Below are 16,322 nucleotides of genomic sequence, written 5' to 3' on the forward strand. Positions count from 1 at the left end.
CCGGCACGGTGGGATGCCGGAGCGAGGGAGGTGGGCGCGGTGGCGGACGGTCACGACGACCTGCGGGCGCACGCGCCGTCCGCCGCGTGGATCGTGCGGGCCGCCGAGCTGCACCGGGACCGGTGGCACGACGAGCACGAACTCGCGAACGCGATTCACGGCACCGTGGTCGGCGCCGCCGTGCTGGTGGCGGCAAGCCTGCACGGGTCGCTCGGCGAGATCCTGGTGACGGTGCTGGTCACCCTGCTCGTGTACTGGTTGGCGGAGCGGTATGCCCACCTGCTCGCCGCCGGCGTGCGGGGCCGGCGGGCGGGCTGGAGGGAGACCCGGGCCGGCCTCGCCCGCGTGGCGCGCGCGGGCTGGCCGATGGTCGAGGCGGCCTACCTGCCACTGGTGGTCCTCGTCGTGGTCTACCTGCTCAGCTCGCGGCTGACGGTGGCGGTGGTCGCGTCACTCGGCACGTCGACCCTGCTGCTGGTCGCCCTCGGGTACCTCGCGGCCCGGCGCGCGGGCGCCACCGGCGTCGGTGCGTGGGGGTGGGCGACCCTCAGCGGGGTGCTCGGCCTGGCCACCGTGAGCCTGAAGCTGTTCCTGCACTGACGTGGCCGGGTGGGTGCGGTGCCCTCAGTGCACCGACCCGCTGCGGCGACGGAGAGCGCCGAATCCGATGGTGGCCACGAAAAGGACGATCCCGACGATAGCGAGCCAGAACAGCGACTTCACGATGAAACCGACAATGACGACGATCACCCAGAGGATGAGAAGTCCGATGATGAGGCCCATGAAGAACTCCTGGTGCGCCCGAGGTGCCCGCTCCTGGGCGCCTGCATGACAAGAGTCGTACCCGGCCGAACGGTGCGCGAATCCCGAGCCGAGCGGGGTTTCGCAGTGATTGTGCTAACGCAATGATTGCGCGGACGCCGAGGTGATGGCTCCATGGATCCATGGAGCACGGCGTCGGAGCGGAGCAGGACGGCACTGCGGGCACGCGGGGGAGACCGGCGCATCTCGGCGACTTCACCCTGAGCCGGCGGGTGCTGGTGACGGTCGCCTGGGCGGTGCCCGTCGGCGCGCTCGGCGCGGTCGCCGCGTGGCTGCTGCTGCGGCTGATCGGACTGATCACGAACCTCGTCTTCTACGGACGGGTCGAGACGGACCTCGTGGCGCCGGGAGCCGTGCCGCACCCGGCATGGCTGATCCTCGCCGCGCCGGTGGTCGGGGGCCTGGTGATCGGCCTGATGGCCCGGTTCGGGTCGGAGAAGATCCGCGGCCACGGCATGCCGGAGGCGATCGAGGCCATCGTGCTGCGCCGCAGCCGCGTGGCGCCGCGCGTCGCCGTGCTCAAGCCGGTGTCCGCCGCTGTGAGCATCGGCAGCGGCGGCCCGTTCGGCGCCGAGGGCCCGATCATCATGACCGGCGGGGCCATCGGCTCGATCATCGCCCAGCACCTGCACCTGTCCGCCGACGAGCGCAAGGCCCTGATGGTCTCGGGCGCGGCCGCGGGAATGGCCGCGACGTTCAACGCGCCGCTGGCGTCGGTGCTCCTGGCCGTTGAGCTGCTGCTGTTCGAGTGGCGGCCCCGCAGTTTCGTGCCCGTCGTGACCGCCGTCGCGGTGGCCACGATCGTCAGGGCCCCGCTGCTGGGCGCCGGTCCGATCTTCCCGGTCGCCACCTCCGGCATGGTGGCGACGCCCGTCGTCGACCTGCTGTCCGTCGCGGCGGGGGTGATCGGCGGCCTGCTGGCGGTGGCGCTGACGGCGCTGGTCTACCTGTCGGAGGACGCGTTCGGACGGCTGCCGATCCACTGGATGTGGTGGCCGGCGATCGGTGGCCTCGTGATCGGGATCGGCGGACTGATCCAGCCCCGGGCGCTCGGGGTCGGCTACGACGTCATCGACGAACTGCTCACCGGCCGGGCGACGCTGACGCTCATCGTCGGCGTGCTCACGGTGAAGGCCCTGATCTGGGGACTGTCACTGGGCTCCGGCACGTCGGGCGGCGTGCTCGCACCGATCTTCATGATCGGGGCGGCGATCGGCGCGCTGGAGGGCCACGTCTTCCCCGCCTCGGCACCCGGGCTGTGGGCGGTGATCGGGCTGGCCGCCGTGGTGGGTGGCGTGATGCGCAGCCCGTTGACCGGTGTGGTGTTCGCCCTCGAGCTCACCCGGGCCTGGCCCGCGCTGCTGCCGCTGCTGATCGCGTCCGCGTCCGCCTACCTCGTGTCGGCGCTGGTCCTGCGCCGCTCGGTGCTGACCGAGCGGATCGCCCGCCGCGGCTACCACGTGTCCCGCGAGTACGACGTCGACCCGCTGGAGGTCCTGTTCACCGACGAGGTGATGCACCTGCATCCGGTCACGCTGCGCCGGTCCGACCCGCTGCCGATCACCGCGTCGGTGCTGGACGCCGTGGTCCCGCGCCGCACCCCGCTCGAACAGGCGGCGGCCCAGCGGTTCCCGCTGCAACGGTTGTTCCCCGTACTCGACGACGGGGGCAGGCTCGTGGGCGTCGCGCCCCGGCAGGCGCTCGTCGCCCCGGACCTCAGCGCGTGCACGGTTGCCGACGTGACCATCGCCGACCCGGTGATCGTGCGCGCCGACGACACCCTCCGCACGGTCGCCTCCCGGTTCGCGGGCGCGGCCGTGAGTGCCGCGCCCGTCGTCGCCCGTGACGACCCGGACCGTCTCCTCGGCCTGGTCACCGTCGAGCAACTCCTCGACGGCCGGCTTCGTGACTTCGCCGAGGAGCACCACCGCGAACGGCCGTTGCGCCTGCGGGGACGCCGGGCCCGGGACGTCGTGGTCTGACCGTGAGGATCGCCACGGGACCCCCACCGCGTCATGGACACATAACGCGGCCTCAGGTCGCCCTGGAACAGCATCACGGGACCACAACGCTGTCACTGTGGCCGCCCGCAGCGGGAAACGGGCGACTCGCGCGCGGAACGGGCGACTCGCGCACGCGAAATGGGCGACTCGCGGGGCCGCGTGCCTGCGGCGCTGCGCCCAGCGCCATCTCGCCCGCCGGCTCCACCGCCGGCCCGAATCCCCGCTGCCCGCGGACCCCTCAGCCCACGGACACCTCAGCCCCCGCGGCGGCCTGACGAACCATAGGAGCCTCTGTCGTGAAGTCCGGTCCTCCTACTCCTCCGGCCCGTCGGCCGAGGTGGTCCAGCCCAGCGCCCACACGTCGGCCGCGGGCACCTCGCCACCCGCCGCGGCGAACGACGCCAGCACCGGGGCGAGCGCCCGCCGCTGCTCCCCCGGCATCCGCTCGAGGATCTCGGCGATCGCGGCCCGCCGGTCGTCCATCACCTGCTCGACGAGCGCGCGGCCGGCGTCGGTGAGCTCGAGCGCGAGGTTGCGCCGGTCGTCCGGGTCGTCGCGGCGGTCGAGCAGGCCGGCGGTGACCAGGCGATCGCAGGCGCGCGTGGCGTTCGACGGGTGCACGCCGAGCGCGCGCGCCACTGCGCCGAGGTTCACCGGCCCGGTGCTGGCCACCATCACCAGCACCCGGAACTGCGGGAGCGTGATCCGGCTGTCGAGGCCGGCGATCGACCGCGCGCTCAACGCGACCAGGACGCGGGTCGCGGCCATCGCGGCCTCGACCTCGTCGGCCTGCACATCCGGTCCCTTCGTCGTCCCTCGCGCCATGCACGTCAGTGTGCCTCGCGGCCCGGTGCCGCCGGATCCTCGTGGTCAGTCCGCCGAGCGCCAGGCGGCGAGCGCGGCGTGGATCTCGGTGAGCGCCTGGTGGGAGGCCGTGTAGACCTCGTACAGCGGGCCCAACCGCTGCGAGTTCGCCGGGATCGGCTCGACGACCCGGTCGGTCCCGGCCACGGCAGCGGCCGCGATCTCGATGTCGGGGTGGATCCCCGCACCCACCGCACCGAGCAGGGCGGCGCCCAGTACCGCCGTGTCGTGCACGCGGAGCCGCCGGACGGGACGGCCGAGCACGTCAGCGTGGATCTGGGCCCACAGGTCGCTGCGCGCGCCGCCCCCGGCGAGCACGACCTGCTCCAGAGGCATGTCGCACGCCTCCTCCACTCCGGCCAGCACCTGGCGTGCCGACATCGCGACGCCTTCGAGGACCGCGCGTGACATCTCCTCGCGGGTCGTGGCCGAGCTCAGCCCGAGGAAGCTGCCACGGACCTCGGCATCCCACAGCGGGGCCCGCTCGCCCATCAGGTGCGGGGTGAAGACCACCCCGGACGACCCGGCAGGCGCCGCCGCGGCCTCTGCGAGCACCGTGTCGACCGGGAGGCCGCAAGCCTCGCCCCACCAGCGCAACGCGTCGCCTGCCGCCTGCGTGGGGCCGGCGTGGACGAAGATCCCGCCGCGGGGAGGGAACGTGGCGATCCCCCGCGTGGGAACGGCCCGTGCCGATGCGCCCGCGGCCACCAGCGACGTGCCCAAGGTGATCATGGCCCGGCCGGGCCGGGTGGTCCCGGTGCCGTAGACGTCTCCGAAGGTGTCGCTCGTCCCGACGACCACGGCTGCCGCCTCGACCCCCGGTCGCGGATCGGTCACCTCACCCAGCGACGTGGTGGAATCGGCGATGGGCGGCAGGCGCTGCGCCAGTCCGTCGACGAGGCCGACCGCCTCGGGCAGGTAGCGGGTCCCGGTGCGGTCGGCGAGCCGCACCGCGGCCCGGCCGTCGGTGGCGACCTGTCCGGTGAGCCTCGCCGCGACGAAGTCCTTCGGACTGAGGATCCACCGGGTCCGCGCCCACTCCCGCGGAGCCTCCCGGGCGAACCAGAGTGCCCGCGCCGCGGTGAACGACGCGTCGAGCGTGATGGGGGCGCCCCAGAGCCGGACCTTCTCCTCGGGGGTGAACCGTGCGTCGAACTCGGCGGCGATCGCGCTGCAGCGTTGGTCCTGCCAGATGATGGCGGGCGCCAGCGGTTGCAGGTTCTCGTCGACGAAGACGTGGGTGTTGACCTGGCTCACGATCCCGATCGAGCCGACGGTGTGCTCCGCCGACAGCCCCGCCACCACGGCGTCGATCCCGCGGATGCAGTGGTTCCACCATTCCACGGGGTCCTGCTCGGCCCATCCCGGCCGTGGCCGGGAGATCGCGCAACCGGTCCTGTGCTGCCCGAGCAACGTGCCGGCGGGGGTGAACGCGGCGACCTTGACCGAGGTGGTGCCGACGTCGATACCGAGGATCACGTCCCCGGCACCGGTGCCCGGTGACAGCAGGTCAGCCGGCCGCACTGATGAACTCGCCGACAGCGGAGCGCGGGTCGCCGGAGCGCACCAGCGCCTCGCCGACCAGCACGACGTCGGCTCCCCAGCTGCGGTACTCCGCGACGTGGGCCGCCTCGGCGACGCCGGACTCGGCCACGCGTACGGCTCCCTCCGGTACCAGGGGCGCCAGCTTGGCGAACACGCCGCGATCCACCGCCAGGGTGGTGAGGTCGCGGGCGTTGATCCCGATGACCTCGGCGCCGACCTGCGCGGCCCGCGCGAGCTCGTCCTCGGTGTGCACCTCGACCAGCGGGGTGAGCCCGAGCTCGAGCGCCACCCCCAGCAGGTCCTCGAGCAGCCCGCCCGGGAGCGAGACCACCATCAGCAGCGCGAGGTCGGCACCCCAGGCCCGCGCCTCCCACAGCTGGTAGGGGGTGACGATGAAGTCCTTCCGCAGGACGGGGATGTCGACGGCCGCCCGTACGCCTGCCAGGTCGTCGAGCGAGCCGCCGAACCGCCGTCGCTCGGTCAGCACACTGATCGCCGATGCGCCACCGGCCGCGTACTCGGCGGCGAGGGACGCCGGGTCCGGAATGTCGGCGAGGGCGCCCTTGCTCGGGCTGCTGCGCTTGACCTCCGCGATGATGGAGACGGCCGATGAACGGAACGCCGGTACGGGATCCAGGGCCGGGGGCACGTCCGAGACGCGTGCCTTCAGGTCGGACAGCGACACCGCCTGCTGGCGCTGTCCGAGATCTTCCAGGACACCGTCGACAATTCCGTCGAGAACGCTCACCGTTCACCTCTCCCGCGTGGATTTTTCACGATCTATCGGTCCGAGAGTAGTGATGTGATGAGCGGGGAGTGCGCGGGTTTCATCACAGCGTGGAATTGCCGGAACGCGTGGTTTCCGGGCCGGGTTCGAAGGCGGTGGAGACCGCGACCTCGCGCCAGGCGTCGAGCTCGGTGCGGATCGCGTCGAGGCGCTCCTCCACCCGCGCCACGCAGTCGGCGCCGAGCTGGAGCCGGACGGGCTGCTCGGGCACCTCTGCGACGTCCACGATCACCGTGGCGGCCTTGGCCGGGTCGCCCAGCTGCTGGTGGTTGGCGGTGCCCGCCCAGTTGCGGACCTGCCCGACGGTGGCGGCATAGTCGTCCACCACGGCCCGCGCGGCATGCAGGCTGCTGCCGTCGAGGAAGTCGGTGCGGAACGTCCCGGGCTCGACGATCGTGACCTGCACCCCGAGCGGAGCCAGCTCGCGGCGCATCGCCTCGGAGATGCCCTCGACCGCGTACTTGGTGCCCCCGTAGATGCCCCAGCCCTGGCCGACGGCGATGCCACCGACGGAGCTGAGGTTGAACACCCGTCCGGAACGCTGCCCCCGCATGATCGGCAGTACCGCACGCGTCACGGCGAGCAGCCCGAACACGTTGGTGTCGAAGACGGCCCGGACCTCCTCGTCGCTGGCCTCTTCGACGGCGCCGAGCAGCCCCCGGCCCGCGTTGTTGACCAGCACGTCGATGCGCCCGAACCGCTCCACCGCGGCGTCGGCTGCTGCCTCCGCCTGCTCCTGGTCGGTGACGTCCAGGGGCGCGACCAGCAGCGAGTCACCGGCGTCGGGGAAGGCGTCGTGCACCGCCTGCGGGTTGCGGGCGGTCGCGACGACCTGGTGCCCGCGGGCGAGCGCCTCGCGGACGATCTGGGCGCCGAAGCCCTTGGAGGCTCCGGTCACGAACCACACACTCACTCGGTCCTCCTCGGGGGCCACGGAGCTGCACTGCGCCGATAATGAACTGAACGATCAGTTCAGTTTAGCGAGGCGGTGGCGGCCCGACAAGGGGGGAGGAGTGGAGCGGTGCACCGGCTTGGATCGGTTTCCACGGGATCTCTCCTCCTCAGACGATTGCGTCTGACTGAACAGGGAGATCGGGCTACGTCGACCGCTGCCCGACGACGTGACCAGGGAGGCCGGCGGGAAAAGGCGCAAACGGGCCCTTCGACCCTTTGCTCCCGCTACTGCGAAGTTTCTTCGAGGTTATGTCCGGGCCCCGCGCCCGGAGATAATTCGAGGGTGGACGAGTCGCGCATCAGCGAGATCACCTTCGCGGATCTGGAGTTGTTCCTGAGCTTCGCCGAGCGGGAGCACTTCGGGCGTACGGCCACGGACCTGGGGGTCAGCGTCGCCACCGTCCAGCGCGGCGTCCGAGGTCTGGAGCAGAAGCTCGGCGTCGCGCTGATCGAGCAGGCGGGCCGCCAGGTCCGGATGCTGACCGCAGGACACGTGCTCGTCCGGGAGGCGCATGCGGTGTTGCGGGCCCGCCTGGACGCCGTGGACACCACGCGGGCCGAGTCCGGGCAGCCGCAACGTCTCCTGCGGATCGCGCACACCTACTCGCTCGGGCTCGGCTTCGTCCCCCGGGTGCTGGCCGAGCTGCTGGAGCAACAGGCAGGCCTGCGGTTCCGTTGCCGGCAGAGCTCGGCGACGGACGTGGTGTCCGCGTTGCTGCGGGGCGAGGCCGACGCCGGGTTCACCTCGGTCTCACCGACGGAGACCGACATCGTGGTGGAGCCGCTCTTCACCGAGTCGCTGCTGCTCGCGGTCCCGGTCGACGATCCGCTCGCCGGGCGCGCCGACGTGTCCTTGCACGAGGTGCGCGACCGGCAGTTCATCGCGATGGAGCTCGGGGCCAGCAGCCGCACCCACATGGTCAACGCCTGTGCCCGTGCCGGGTTCGTCCCCCGGATCGCGTTCGAGGGCAGCGACCTGTTCGTCGTCGAGTCGATGGTGGGGGCCGGGATCGGCCTCTCCGTGGTGCCCGAGGGGATGAACGACCACCACCACCCCCAGGTCGCCCGGCTCCGGATCCACGATCCGTCGGTCGGACGCACCGTCTTCCTCGCCTACCAGCGCGCGACGGCGCTGCACACCAGCGTCCGCGCGCTCGTCCGCATCGCGCGGGAGCACGGTCGCAGCCCGCACGGGCCGCCGGGTTGACCGGCTCCTGCGTCGACGAACCATTGCGCTGCGCGCAACGGTCCCGGCCGGGGATGGCGTTGTTCCCCGGCCGCAGCGTTCCTAGCGTCAGGCGTATGTCTCCCGCCGTGACCGTCGGTACGCCGACATCGGAGTTCTGTGCACAACTCCTGACCGCGGGTGCCACGCCGCTCCCGCCGCGGGTGGCCCGCGCGGCACGGCGCAGCTTGCTGAACGTTCTCGGCACCGCCGTCGGTGCGGCCCGGACCCCGGCGATCGACGTGCTGCTGGCCACGGCCCGGGAGCAGGACGGCTCGGGGGCGGTGGCCGTCGCCGGCCGGTCCGAGACCGTGGACTGGTACTGGGGTGCGCTGATCGCGGGCACCGCGGCTCACCTCGACGACTTCGACGACACCCACCTCGCCACGGTGATCCACCCCGGTGCCGCGGTTCTCGCGACGCTGCTGGCGCTGGCGCCGGAGCTCGAAGTGGACGGGGAGCGCTACCTCACGGCGTTCGCGCTGGGCTGCGAGTCGCAGCTACGCATCGGCAACGCCGTGTCGCCGAGCCACTACGACCGGGGCTGGCACATCACCGGTACCTGCGGGGTCTTCGGCGCGGCGGTGGCTGCGTCCCTGCTGCTGGGGCTGACCGCCGCGCAACTGGAGGACGCGCTCGCCATCGTGTCGACGATGGTTCTCGGGCACCGGGAGGGGTTCGGCTCCATGACGAAGCCGTTCCACCCGGGCAAGGCGGCCGTCAACGGCGTGCTGGCCGCGCGGCTGGCCGCCGCCGGGGTGCGCGGGATCGACGACCCCCTCGGCGACGGGGGAGTGCTCCCGGTGTTCGCCGACCTCGTCGACCGCGGCCGCCTCGGCGGCAGCTTCGAACGGGACTGGGAGCTGGAGCAGAACGCCTTCAAGCCCTACCCGTGCGGGATCGTGGCGCACCCGACGATCGACGCTGCCGTGGCGGTGTCCGGCCAGGTGGACGACCCCGCCACGGTCGAGTCGGTGGAGATCACCTGCCACCCTTTGGTGCCGGAGCTGATGGGGCACCGCCAGCCACGCGACGGGCTGCAGGCACGCTTCAGCGCCTACCACGCCGCCGCCGTCGGCCTGCTCGACGGAGAGGTCGGCCTGGCGCAGTTCGGCGACGAACGTGCCGTCGCTCCCGACGTGGAGCGGCTGCGTGGCCTCATCACCCTGCTCCCCACCGACGACTGCGCGCGCGACGAGGCGACGATCCGGATCGAGCGTGCCGGCCGCGACGCGGTCACCGTCCACATCCCCCATGCCCGGGGCAGCCTCGACCGGCCACTGACCGACGAGGAGCTCTTGGACAAGGTCGATCGGCTGGCCGAACCGGTTCTCGGGACGGGAGCAGCCCACCGGATCAGCGCTGCCGTCGACGCGCTGGCCGACGCCCCGGGGTTCGACGAGCTGGTGGCCGCGATACGGCCGACCGGCACCACCGAGCGAGAGGCGAACCGTTGATCACCACCTCCGAGGTCGTGGACTTCGTCCGGGACACCACCCCGCCGCCCGCGGCGCTCGACCGAGCCGTCGTGGAGCTCGGCCGGTTCCGCCGAGCTGCCCGCCGCGGCGCCGACACCCCGCTGGTCGCCACCCTGAAACAGGTCGCGGTCCGTCCGGGCAGCCTGCTCTGGAGCGCGTGGATCTACGGCACCGCCGCGGCGGCCGTCGACGGGCGACCGGCCTGGGTCGCGGTGTGCGCCGCGGCCAACGCGCTGGCCGCCGACGACACCGGGGCCATCGAGGCCGTCGCCATCGGTTACGAGGTCGCCGACCGCGTCCGCACGGATCTCGGTGTCGCGCACACCGAGGCCGGCTGGTCCGTGCAGTGCACGGCAGGAGCCATCGGTGCGGCCGCGGCAGCGGGCCGGGCACTCGGGCTGGACGTGGGACACGTGCACCACCTGATCGGCCTCTGCGCGACTCAGGCAGCGGGCCTCGCCGCGGCCGCCGAGACCGACACCGCTCCGCTGCAGGTCGGGAAGGCCGCGAGCAACGCGGTGGAGGCCGCGTTGCTGAGCCGCAACGGGTTCACCTCCGCCGCCCAGCCGCTGGAGGGACGCCGCGGCCTCTTCGCGCTGATGTCCGTCCCGGCCGCTGCGGGCGCGGAGCGCAACGGAGCCGCGGAGGACGCCCGGTTGGGCGCGGCCTGGAGCAGCCCGGGCTGAGCCCCGGTGCCGGGGACGACGAGGTTCCACACCATGACGGAGGGACGACGGGTGAGCGTCGACGAGGTCGCACAGCGGCGCCGGAACGCCCTCGGCCTCTGCACGAAGGAACTGTGCTCGGCGCTGTTCGTGTCGGGACGGCCCGTCACCGACGTCCTCGACCACGACCTGACCGTGCTGTGCACGACGTTCGCCGGTGGTGTCCTCGACCCGGCCGAGATCGCGTTCGACGTCGACCACCGGCGAGGGGCGGTGGTCGGCACGCTCCCGGACGGCAGCAGCAGGCGTGCGGTCGCGTCCGGTGACAAGGGAGCGGCGCTCGTCGAGTCCCGCAGGCACGACCCACCCGGCCGGCCGCTGCGAGCAGGTGACCTGGACCCGCGGGAGTGGCCTCATGGCGACGGCTTCCGCCCGGACCCGCGCCACGCCCCGCTCCACGACGGGGTGCGGACCCATCTCGCCGCCACCGGCGGCCGGGGTGTCGCCGTGGTACATCGTGGCGCACTCGTCGCGCAGGACTTCGCCCCCGGTTTCGGCCCGGACGTCCCCACCCGGGGCTGGTCGACGGCCAAGACCCTGACCGCCCTCGTCGTCGGGTGGCTGGCCGGGAGGGAGGTGCTCGACCCGTGGGCCGCGCGTGCCCCGGTCTCCGCGTGGCACGGCGAGCACGACTCCCGTGCGGACATCCGCATGCTCGACCTGCTGGGGCTGCAGAGCGGTCTGTCGACCGGTCGCCGGGAGGACGGGTCGGACGAGATGTTCACCGACGCCGACGACTACTTCGCGCCGTACTTCCGGCCGGTCTCCGTGGCCTCGATGGTGTCCGGGGTACGCAGCGCGTGGCCGTCGGGAAAGACGTTCTCCTACAAGAGCATCGACCACCTCGCGGTGTCGCTCGCCATGCGCGAGATCGTCGGCGCCGGCGTGCACGCCGTCCTCAGCGCCACCGTGCTGCCCGCGCTCGGGCTGCGGCACTCCGTGCTGGAGACCGACACCGAAGGGGTGCCGCTGCTGTCCGGGGCCTGGTACACGACGCCGGGTGACCTGGCCCGGATGGGCGCGCTGCTGCTCGGCCGTGGGGAGCTCGGCGGGCGACGGGTGCTGCCCGAGGCGTGGATCGACACGATGCTCACCGAGTCGGACGCCTCATCGGCAGGCCGCACCGAAGGGCCGTCGGCCATGCGCCACCCCTACGGCCACTCGGTGTGGCTCAACCGCGACGGGCACATCCCCGCCGCGCCCCGCGACATGTCCTACGCGCTCGGCAGCCTCGGACAGGCGGTGTTCGTCCTGCCGGAGCACGACCTCGTGATCGCCCGGACCGGTCTCGACCCCACCCCGGACCACAGCTCCCTGATCACCGCGGTGCTCACCGCGCTGCCCCTCTGCGAGGTGTCCCGATGACCGTGACAGCGAGGCTCGACCGGCTCCCGTGGTCGGGCTACCAGCGGCGGGTGGCCGGGGTGCTGGCCCTCTGCTTCGCGTTCGAGCTCGCCGACATCAACACGTTCGCCTACGCCGCGCCGGCGCTGCGGACCTCACTCGGCATCAGCGTGCGCGAGGTCTCGGTCATCACCTCCGCCGGGTTCTTCGGGATGTTCCTCGGCGCCGCGGTCGGGGGACGGCTGGCCGAACGGTTCGGCCGCCGCCGGTCGCTGCAGGTCTCGGTGGCGTGGTTCTCGGTCTTCTCGCTGCTGAACGCGGCCGCGTTCGACGCCGCCACGCTGTTCCTGACACGGATCGCCACCGGCATCGGGCTGGGCGCGATGACCATCATCGCGATCACGTACCTGGCCGAGCTGACACCGGCCGCGCAGCGCGGCAGGCTCCAGTCGATCACGCTCGCCGTCGGCCTGCTGGGCATCCCGGCGATGTCGTTCTTCGCCCGTGGGGTCATCGGCCTCGGCCCGGACGCCTGGCGGCTGGTGTTCGTCTTCGGCGGGCTCGGGCTGGTGCCGCTCCTGCTGATCACGCGGCTGCCGGAGTCACCTCCGTGGTTGCTCGCACACGGGCGGGCGCCCGAGGCGGAGCGGGTGGTCGAGGCGATCGAGACCGAGGTGGCGCGGCGGTACACCCTGCCTCCGGTCGTCGAACCGGAGCCGGCCGGACCCACCGGCCGGGCGAGCGTGCGCGCCCTGTTCCGGGGGGTGCTCGCCCGCCGGACGATCATGCTGATGCTGGTCTGGACGTTCCTCACCACCAGCTACTACGGCTTCGCCTCCTTCGCGCCCACCCTCCTGCACGACCACGGGTTCACCGTCACCGCCAGCGTCGGCTACTCGGCACTCACCACCCTCGGCGCGGTGCCCGGCGCGTTACTGGCCTGGCCGGTCGCCGACCGCTTCGGTCTGCGCGGCCCGGTGGCCCTGTTCAGCCTGGTGTTCGCGGCCTGCGGCCTCGCCTACGGCCTGACCTTCCAGCCCGCGGCGATCATCGTGTTCGGCATCCTCGTCGCGGCGCTGAACCAGACGCTCGTGGCGCTGATGTACTCCTACACGCCGCGGCTGTTCCCGATCGACGTCCGCGCCACGGGCACCGGGTTCTGCTACGGCATCGGCCGGGTGCTGAACGCGCTGGGGCCCCTGGTCGTGGGGCAGATCTATCTCTCGTTCGGTTACGTGCCGGTCTTCGTCTTCATCGGGGCCTGCGGGGCGATGATCACGGTGTCGGTCCTGCTGCTGGCTCCCACCAAGCGCCGCATCGAGGCCTACGGCGACACCGACACCCGGCTGCCTGCGGGGCCCGCCCGCCCGGCCGCGGCGACCTGAGCCGGCACTACTGGGAGAGGCCCGGCAGGTCGAGCACGTGCCCGCGGGTCCAGGTCGACCCGCAGCGCGGGCACCGGTAGTCGCCGTGGAGGCGCCCCTCGGCCACCACGGCCGCGTGCGGTGCGGGCGTCGGCAACTGCCCGCAGCACTCCACGCACGCGTCGGCGTAGGGGAGGGCTGCGGCCATCGCACCCACCAGGGCGAGCCACCGTTCCTGCCCGAGCACGGCGTCCTGACGGCGGATCGCCCGCTCCAGCGCGTCGAGTGCCCTGCTCGCCTCGATGTACTCGGGGAGCAGGGCGATGGACGCGTGGTCGAAACCGGTGACGCCCGTGGGGTTGTCGGCGGTGACGCGCGGGGTCATGAAGCGAGGCCTCCAGGCAGGAACGACGGGGTACATCTGGTCTTTCCGTTGCTGTGCCCGCGGCGTTACTGTCTGTCGCCGACTGGTTCATCCAGAGCAGCCGTCTGCGCCGGATGCCATCGCCCGGGCGGCGCAGTACCGGGCCGCCCGGGCTACCGGATCACTCCCTGTTGAGCTTGTCCTGCACCATGCCCGCGGTCTTCTCGATGCTGTTCGGCAGTTCGGTCGTGCCGTAGAACCGCGAGTCGGCGTGGGTGGGTGGTGGCATCGGGGCGGTGGTCGTCGGCCCGTCGTGGTAGGTGAACTCGCCCTTGCCGTCGGGGCTCGGTCCGCTGGCCCAGCTGCCCTCGGCGGCCGACTTGCCGTCGCTGAAGTTCAGGTACTGGTAGGAGACCTGCTGGTACTCCTTGCTCTGCGGGAAGTTGCTGGGGGTGGGCATGAGCTCGTAGCCCTCCTCCTGCAGTTCCCGCGCGGCCGCGGCCCACTGGTTCTGATGCATCGTGTCGCGCGCGATGAGGAACGACAGCAGGTCGCGCACGCCGTGGTCGTCGGTCATGTGGTACATCCGGGCGGCCTGGGTGCGGCCCTGCATCTCGGCGTTGGCGTTGGCGGTGAAGTCGGCCAGGAGGTTGCCGCTCGCCGTGATGTAGGAGCCCTGCCACGGGTTGCCGTTGCTGTCGACCGGCCGGGCGCCCGCCCCCGCCACGATCGCGTGCTGGACGTCCATGCCGCCCATGATGGCTGCCACGGTCGGGTCGTCCTGGAGTGCCTTTCCGCTGACGCCGACCGGGGCCTTCTCGAGAAGCTGCGCGATCATCGTCGCGAGCATCTCCACGTGCCCGATCTCCTCGGCGGCGATGCCGAAGACCAGGTCGCGGTACTTTCCGGGAATGTGCATGTTCCAGCCCTGGAACATGTACTGCAACGCGACGGTGATCTCCCCGTACTGGCCGCCGAGCAGCTCCTGCAGCTTGCGGGCGAACACGGCGTCGGGCTGGTCAGGGGTGGCTTTGAACTGAAGTTCCTGGCGATGGAAGAACATCGTGCTCCCTCTGGGGATGGCTCGGACCACGCTCGTACGGGCAGGGGGTGCCCGGCCGCGGTCCTCTAAAACAGGCATCCGGGACGAGGACTGTGACCTTCCATCGGGGGGCGCGACGGTGACCGGGAGCGCCCGGTACCTGATCCCGGGGGTAGCGCCGAGATCTGATCCGACCTCGTTCCCGCGGTCGACCGGTCGATTCATTCGTATCCATCGACAGTCTGCTCGGGGTGGCTGCGCCCTTCTGCGCCGGCCGTCACCCTGCGACCGCCGGGCACGCCCTGCTCGAATACTGGTGCCTGCCCGGCGGCCGCTCAGCCCCGCTGTGGGCCCTCACCCGTGATCAGGATGCGGCCGAGGCGGCCGGTGCGGGGGTCGGTTCCATGGCCGACGAGGGCCGCGCCACCAGGAACGACAGGCCGACCACGACGATCGAGATGACCGCCGCGACAAGGAACGCCGCGTGGGTGCCGACGGCGTCGATCGCTCCGGTCGGATCCGCGGACCCGAGCGTCATCACCGTGACGAACAGAGCCGTGCCGACTGCGCCGGCCACTTGCTGCAGGGTCGTGACGATCGCGCTGCCGTGGGAGTAGAGCTCGCCGGGCAGCGACCCCAACGCGTCGGTCATGAGCGGGGTGAACATCAGCGACAGTCCGACCGTGAGCACCACGTGGATGGCGATGATCATCCACAGCTGCGATTCCGCGCCGAGCGTGGTGAACAGCCACAGTGCGACGCACAGCACCATCGCGCCCGGAACGACGAGTGGGCGAGCGCCGAACCGGTCGAAGAGCCGCCCGACCACCGGTCCCAGCAGGCCCATGACCAGACCGCCCGGAAGCAGCGCCAGACCGGTGGCGAGCGTGGTGGCCCCGAGCACGCCCTGCAGGTAGAGCGGCAGCAGGATGAGCGCCCCGAACAGCGCCATCATGCTGAGCATGACCAGGATGATCGCCACGACGAACGGGCGGTGGGAGAAGGGGCGCAGGTCGAGCAGGGCCCGGTTGTCAGCTTGCAGCCGTAGCTGGCGCGCCACGAAGACGGCCAGTGCGACCGCCCCGATCACGATCGGGATCCACGGCGTGAGCCTCGCTTCGCCGCGCATGGCGTCGCCGATGCTGCTGAACCCGTAGAGCAGACCGCTGAAGGCCACGGCCGAGATCAGGGCCGAGGCCACGTCGAGGGGCACCCGGCGGGTGTCGGCCGGAATGCGCAAGCGGGCGGCGCCGATGGCAAGGGCGATCACGGCGATCGGGAGCACGATCCAGAACATCCAGCGCCACCCGAGCGTGCCCAGGACCAACCCGGACACGGTGGGGCCGATCGCCGGGGCGACCGCGATGACGATCGTGATGGTGCCCATCGTGCGGCCTCGTCGATCGGCCGGCACCAGTCTCATCACCGTGGTGATCAGCAACGGCACCATGACGGCGGTGCCCGTGGCCTGCACGACCCGGCCGATCAGGAGCACCGGGAAACCTGGGGCGAGCGCTGCGATCAGGATGCCCGTGGTGAACAGCGACATCGCCGCGAGGTAGATCGACCGCGGCGGGAATCGCTGCAGCAGGTATCCGGTGGTCGGGATGACCACGGCCATCGTGAGGAGGAAGCCGCTGGTGAGCCATTGCGCGGTGCTCGCGCCGATCTCGAGGTCGGCCATGAGCGCCGGCAGCGCCACGCTCATGATCGTCTCGTTGAGGATCATGGCGAACGCCGATCCCACCAGCAGTGCGATCACGACCATGGCGCCCGGCGGCGGATCGGCGGACTCCGCTGTCGGC

The 16,322-nt window shown here is 72.1% G+C and carries 15 protein-coding genes; 7 read left to right on the plus strand and 8 right to left on the minus strand.

The genetic code is table 11. The features are described 5' to 3' along the window. Positions 1–39 precede the first annotated feature (39 nt). Entirely contained in the window at positions 40–600 is a 561-nt protein-coding gene (locus AC5L35_RS28210; protein WP_495062735.1) for a hypothetical protein, read from the plus strand. A 24-nt stretch (positions 601–624) separates the two neighbouring features. Here AC5L35_RS28210 and AC5L35_RS28215 read toward each other — a convergent pair whose 3' ends face one another. Next, the gene (locus tag AC5L35_RS28215; protein ID WP_495062736.1) at positions 625–783 is read right to left on the minus strand and encodes a hypothetical protein; all 159 of its coding nucleotides are present in this window, start codon (positions 781–783) and stop codon (positions 625–627) included. A 161-nt stretch (positions 784–944) separates the two neighbouring features. On the opposite strand from AC5L35_RS28215, the gene AC5L35_RS28220 reads away from it, so the two are divergent. After that, complete coding sequence (locus AC5L35_RS28220) at positions 945–2,804, plus strand: chloride channel protein (RefSeq protein ID WP_495062737.1); 1,860 nt, start codon at positions 945–947, stop codon at positions 2,802–2,804. A 333-nt stretch (positions 2,805–3,137) separates the two neighbouring features. Here the strand turns inward: AC5L35_RS28220 and AC5L35_RS28225 are convergent, their stop codons facing one another. The 4 genes from AC5L35_RS28225 to AC5L35_RS28240 all read right to left on the minus strand — a co-directional run bounded on the left by AC5L35_RS28225 (position 3,138) and on the right by AC5L35_RS28240 (position 6,934). Further along, the gene (locus tag AC5L35_RS28225; protein WP_495062738.1) at positions 3,138–3,650 is read right to left on the minus strand and encodes a MarR family winged helix-turn-helix transcriptional regulator; all 513 of its coding nucleotides are present in this window, start codon (positions 3,648–3,650) and stop codon (positions 3,138–3,140) included. A gap of 45 nt (positions 3,651–3,695) precedes the next feature. Then, positions 3,696–5,213, minus strand: a complete 1,518-nt coding sequence (locus AC5L35_RS28230; RefSeq protein ID WP_495062739.1) for a xylulokinase — start codon at positions 5,211–5,213, stop codon at positions 3,696–3,698. Then, a complete protein-coding gene (gene trpC, locus AC5L35_RS28235; protein ID WP_495062740.1) occupies positions 5,200–5,982 on the minus strand; it encodes an indole-3-glycerol phosphate synthase TrpC in 783 nt (260 codons plus the stop codon). Before trpC ends, AC5L35_RS28230 begins: the two co-directional genes overlap by 14 nt. Positions 5,983–6,064: 82 nt before the next feature. Further along, a complete protein-coding gene (locus tag AC5L35_RS28240) occupies positions 6,065–6,934 on the minus strand; it encodes an oxidoreductase (RefSeq protein WP_495062741.1) in 870 nt (289 codons plus the stop codon). A gap of 324 nt (positions 6,935–7,258) precedes the next feature. Here AC5L35_RS28240 and AC5L35_RS28245 point away from each other — a divergent pair, with 324 nt between their 5' ends. From AC5L35_RS28245 to AC5L35_RS28265, 5 genes are all read left to right on the plus strand, one after another. Further along, positions 7,259–8,182, plus strand: a complete 924-nt coding sequence (locus tag AC5L35_RS28245; protein ID WP_495062742.1) for a LysR family transcriptional regulator — start codon at positions 7,259–7,261, stop codon at positions 8,180–8,182. 95 nt (positions 8,183–8,277) lie between these two features. Next, positions 8,278–9,657: an MmgE/PrpD family protein gene (locus AC5L35_RS28250; protein WP_495062743.1), complete on the plus strand. Its 1,380-nt coding sequence runs from the start codon at positions 8,278–8,280 to the stop codon at positions 9,655–9,657. After that, positions 9,654–10,364, plus strand: coding sequence for an MmgE/PrpD family protein (locus tag AC5L35_RS28255; protein WP_495062744.1), 711 nt, complete (start codon positions 9,654–9,656; stop codon positions 10,362–10,364). The genes AC5L35_RS28250 and AC5L35_RS28255 overlap by 4 nt, the downstream gene beginning before the upstream one ends. 33 nt (positions 10,365–10,397) lie before the next feature. Next, on the plus strand, positions 10,398–11,768 hold the full coding sequence (locus tag AC5L35_RS28260) for a serine hydrolase domain-containing protein (protein ID WP_495062745.1): 1,371 nt from the start codon (positions 10,398–10,400) through the stop codon (positions 11,766–11,768). Beyond that, complete coding sequence (locus AC5L35_RS28265) at positions 11,765–13,132, plus strand: MFS transporter (RefSeq protein WP_495062746.1); 1,368 nt, start codon at positions 11,765–11,767, stop codon at positions 13,130–13,132. Before AC5L35_RS28260 ends, AC5L35_RS28265 begins: the two co-directional genes overlap by 4 nt. A gap of 7 nt (positions 13,133–13,139) precedes the next feature. Here the strand turns inward: AC5L35_RS28265 and AC5L35_RS28270 are convergent, their stop codons facing one another. From AC5L35_RS28270 to AC5L35_RS28280, 3 genes are all read right to left on the minus strand, one after another. Further along, positions 13,140–13,496: a hypothetical protein gene (locus AC5L35_RS28270; RefSeq protein WP_495062747.1), complete on the minus strand. Its 357-nt coding sequence runs from the start codon at positions 13,494–13,496 to the stop codon at positions 13,140–13,142. 160 nt (positions 13,497–13,656) lie between these two features. Further along, positions 13,657–14,538 (minus strand): manganese catalase, encoded by an 882-nt coding sequence (locus tag AC5L35_RS28275; RefSeq protein WP_495062748.1) that lies wholly within the window; start codon positions 14,536–14,538, stop codon positions 13,657–13,659. Between the two features lie 343 nt (positions 14,539–14,881). Beyond that, positions 14,882–16,285: a DHA2 family efflux MFS transporter permease subunit gene (locus AC5L35_RS28280; RefSeq protein ID WP_495062777.1), complete on the minus strand. Its 1,404-nt coding sequence runs from the start codon at positions 16,283–16,285 to the stop codon at positions 14,882–14,884. Positions 16,286–16,322: the final 37 nt, after the last annotated feature.

The organism is Pseudonocardia sp. OZ21, from assembly GCF_059359135.1.

Bases quoted from the DNA above. Each gene is read 5' to 3' on its own strand.
- AC5L35_RS28215 (WP_495062736.1), bottom strand. From the start codon at position 783: ATGGGCCTCATCATCGGACTTCTCATCCTCTGGGTGATCGTCGTCATT.
- AC5L35_RS28265 (WP_495062746.1), top strand. From the start codon at position 11,765: ATGACCGTGACAGCGAGGCTCGACCGGCTCCCGTGGTCGGGCTACCAG.
- AC5L35_RS28280 (WP_495062777.1), bottom strand. From the start codon at position 16,285: ATGGTCGTGATCGCACTGCTGGTGGGATCGGCGTTCGCCATGATCCTC.
- AC5L35_RS28220 (WP_495062737.1), top strand. From the start codon at position 945: ATGGAGCACGGCGTCGGAGCGGAGCAGGACGGCACTGCGGGCACGCGG.
- AC5L35_RS28225 (WP_495062738.1), bottom strand. From the start codon at position 3,650: ATGGCGCGAGGGACGACGAAGGGACCGGATGTGCAGGCCGACGAGGTC.
- AC5L35_RS28270 (WP_495062747.1), bottom strand. From the start codon at position 13,496: ATGACCCCGCGCGTCACCGCCGACAACCCCACGGGCGTCACCGGTTTC.
- AC5L35_RS28260 (WP_495062745.1), top strand. From the start codon at position 10,398: ATGACGGAGGGACGACGGGTGAGCGTCGACGAGGTCGCACAGCGGCGC.
- AC5L35_RS28250 (WP_495062743.1), top strand. From the start codon at position 8,278: ATGTCTCCCGCCGTGACCGTCGGTACGCCGACATCGGAGTTCTGTGCA.
- AC5L35_RS28275 (WP_495062748.1), bottom strand. From the start codon at position 14,538: ATGTTCTTCCATCGCCAGGAACTTCAGTTCAAAGCCACCCCTGACCAG.